The following is a 356-nucleotide window of genomic DNA, read 5'->3' as shown; positions in this document are numbered from 1 at the left end:
CGGTTAAAGCCCTGGGGGCGGCGATGACGGCTCATAGCAGGGTTCGGGCACACTCCTTACAGGAAGCGCGCCACCTCCTTCACTTCGAAGACTTCGATCTTGTCGCCTTCCTTCACGTCGTTGTAGCTCTTCACCGCGATGCCACACTCCATGCCGTTACGCACTTCAGGCACATCGTCCTTGAAGCGACGCAGGGATTCCAGCTCGCCTTCGAAGACCACCACATCGTCGCGCAGAACGCGGATCGGACGGTTCCGGTACAGCGTACCTTCCACCACCATACAACCAGCAACCGCACCGAACTTGGAAGAACGGAACACGTCGCGCACCTGGGCCACGCCAAGGATCTCTTCGCG

General features: G+C 59.8%; 1 protein-coding gene. It reads right to left on the bottom strand.

Annotated elements, in window-relative coordinates; genetic code table 11:
* Positions 1-56: 56 nt before the first annotated feature.
* Positions 57-356: EF-Tu/IF-2/RF-3 family GTPase (locus A3730_RS10805; RefSeq protein ID WP_369819065.1), on the bottom strand; the 300-nt coding region annotated here is incomplete at its 5' end.

It is taken from the genome of Alcanivorax sp. HI0044, from assembly GCF_001634945.1.
Note: the sequence above shows the minus strand (reverse complement) of the source record. Positions and strands in the feature narration are given on the sequence as shown.